3 protein-coding genes are annotated in these 2,828 nt (G+C 61.2%); 1 reads left to right on the top strand and 2 read right to left on the bottom strand.

Annotation, left to right across the window (positions count from 1 at the left end):
• Positions 1 to 205: hypothetical protein (locus tag QM649_RS20095; RefSeq protein ID WP_415200861.1), on the top strand; the 205-nt coding region annotated here is incomplete at its 5' end.
• A gap of 17 nt (positions 206 to 222) precedes the next feature.
• Here the strand turns inward: QM649_RS20095 and dxs are convergent.
• Both dxs and QM649_RS20085 read right to left on the bottom strand, forming a co-directional pair.
• Positions 223 to 2,118 carry a 1-deoxy-D-xylulose-5-phosphate synthase gene (dxs, locus tag QM649_RS20090; protein WP_415200860.1) on the bottom strand — a complete coding sequence of 632 codons (1,896 nt, stop codon included), beginning with the start codon at positions 2,116 to 2,118 and terminating at the stop codon, positions 223 to 225.
• 167 nt (positions 2,119 to 2,285) lie between these two features.
• Positions 2,286 to 2,828 (bottom strand): TetR/AcrR family transcriptional regulator (locus QM649_RS20085; RefSeq protein WP_415200859.1); only part of this gene is annotated, 543 nt, incomplete at its 5' end.

Here is a 2,828-nt window from a genome sequence, read left to right as displayed (position 1 = left end):
CGTGAGGGCAGAGGCTCAAGGCTGGGTTACCGGCACGCGCAATTTCGACGAGGTGACCTACGCAATGAAAATGGGCCAACTCGGAGCGCTGGCCCATTCATTGTTCGTCGAGCGCCAGATGCGCAGCCTCTTCGCTCATCGGCAGAAACGCATCGCGGAGATCTTCGCGCGAATTGAGCAGGCTGGCGTGCGCCTGAACGGCTGAGGGCGATCCTCAGCCGGCTACGAGGCGGCGTACCTTGCTGTTCTTGAGATACGGCGCAAGAGATACGGCGCAAGCTTCTCCATCGCGGCAGCCACAGTGATGCCGTAGCGTTCACGCAGTTGATCGACCTTGCCGTGCTCGATGAAGTGATCCGGCCATCCGATGCGTACCACCGGGACCTGGAAGTTCATCTCGCTGAGCGCTTCGAGAACCGCACTGCCGAAGCCGCCCATCAGGACGTGATCTTCAAAGGTGACGAAGGCCGAGACGCGCCGCGCATAGGTCGCCAGCATCTCGCGATCGAGAGGCTTCACGAAGCGTGGATTGATGACCGCTGCCGAGATACCCTGTGCTTCGAGACGAGAAGCCATCTCGACTGCCATGGGTAGCAATGCGCCGAGTCCGAGGATGGCAATCTCGTCGCCGTCGCGCACCACTTCCGCCTTGCCGATCGGCAGAGCCTCGGGGTGTGCCTTTACCGCCGCGCCGGTTCCGGTGCCGCGCGGATAGCGCACGGCCGAGGGGCCATTGTGCAGCATGGCCGTGTAGAGCATGTCCGCCAGTTCGTCTTCGCTCGCCGGCACCATATGAATGATGTTCGGTACGGAGCGCAGATAGCTGATGTCGAAGAGTCCGTGATGCGTCGCGCCGTCGTCGCCGCTGAGGCTGCCGCGATCCATGCAAAAGACCACCGGCAGGTTCTGCAGGCAGACATCGTGCACGATGGGATCGAAGGCCCGCTGCAGGAAGGTCGAGTAGATGGCGCAGAACGGCTTGTAGCCGCGCGTCGCCATGCCCGCCGCAAATATCACGGCGTGCTCCTCTGCAATGCCGACGTCGAAATACTTCTTCGGATGATGCGGGCGGAAGAGATCGAGCGCGGTGCCGTTGGGCATGGCCGCGGTGATGGCAACGACCTTGTCGTTCTGGTCGGCCAGCTTCACCATGGTTCCGGCAAAGATCTCGGAATAAGTCTTCTGACCGGAGGAAGGCGTCTCGCCCGTCTCCGGATCGTACGGCCCGAGGCCATGAAACTTCTTCAGGTTGTCGAGCGCAGGCTGGAAGCCGCGGCCCTTCTGCGTGATCGCATGCAGAAGCACCGGCTTGTCCTGCTGCTTGAGGAACTTGAAGGTCTCGATGAGCAGGCCGATGTTGTGTCCGTCGAGCGGGCCGTAATAGGTGAGGCCGAACTCCTCGAAGAAGACCGAGGGCCACAGCATGCCCTTCGCGGCTTCTTCGGCACGGCGCACGACATTGATAGCGGTCTTGCCGCCGAGCTTTTCGAGCAGGCGCGAAGCGCTGTCGTGTAGGTGTGTGACGCGCTCGTTGGTGACGATCTTATGCAGATAGCGTGCGATGGCGCCGACGTTGCGGTCGATGGACCACTCGTTGTCGTTGAGCACCACGATGAGCCGCTTGGTCTGCTCGGCGATGTTGTTCAGCGCTTCGAACGTGATGCCGTTGGTGAAGGCCGCATCGCCGGCCAGCGCGACGACGTTTTCCTTACCACCTGCCATGTCACGCGCGACGGCCATACCCAGCGCCGCGGAGAGCGCGGTGCCTGCATGGCCTGCGCCGTAGATGTCGTGCTCGCTTTCGCCGCGCAGCATGAAGCCGTTCAGTCCACCCGGCTGGCGGATGGTGCCGAAGCGCTCCCGGCGCCCGGTAAGCAGCTTGTGAATGTACGCCTGGTGGCTCACGTCAAAGACGAACTTGTCCTCTGGCGTATCGAAGACATAGTGCATGGCGAGCGTCAGCTCCACCACGCCGAGATTCGGTCCAAGGTGGCCGCCGGTCTTCGAAAGCGTTAGGATGAGCCGCTCGCGGATCTCCTGTGCCAGCTGTTCCAGCTGGGGAATGGAGAGCGTTTTAATGTCCGCTGGAGAGTCGATCTGATCGAGTATTGTGCCCATGCATCAACCGAAGGTGCTGAGAGTAAAAACCCTCCTCCGCACAGCCTGTTGCTCGAATATCAAAAAAGACCCCGTTCCGGGGTCTGTGCAGATACCGCGCAACCGATTTCTTCCGTCGACCAGTATATCAAGGCCGGCGCCTGTTTTCCTGTGATGCTGTTCCGGCCTCAGCAGCCCAGGTGACGAAGCGCCATTTGCGAGGTTCGCTTCAGCTCCGCCCTGGTAGAACCGTTTGCCGCTTGGATGGAAAGGCCGGCGAGCGTGGCAGACAGGAAGCGGGTGTAGTCGTCCACATTGACGTCTTTGGCCAACTCGCCGTTTCTCCGTGCCTCAAGAAAACGCTCCCGCATCGCGGCTTCATTTTGCCGGCGGATCTCAGCCATGATGTCCCGTGCAGGAGCGGCCTCCAGACTGCATCCCACCGACCCGGCCAGCGTCATGCACGTAGGCGGATGTCCGGGGGTGGTAAGGAATGCGACGGTGCTGTCAAAAAGCGCCCGGACCACTTTTTCGAGAGTAGGCTCTTCCAGAGCCCGGGGCACATATTGCGCCCGCGTCTCCACATAGCGCTTTACCGCGTGTGAAAACAGAGACTGCTTGTCGCCGAAGGCTGCATAAATGCTGGATGGGTTGAGCCCCATCGCCTGGGTAAGATCGGCCATCGAAGCGCCCTCAAAACCGCGCTCCCAGAAAAGCAGCATTGCGGCCTC

This window comes from Silvibacterium sp., assembly GCF_047605705.1.
Taxonomy (GTDB): domain Bacteria; phylum Acidobacteriota; class Terriglobia; order Terriglobales; family Acidobacteriaceae; genus Silvibacterium.
The sequence above is the reverse complement of the archived record's forward strand: the minus strand, read 5'-3'. Positions and strand labels throughout refer to the sequence as shown.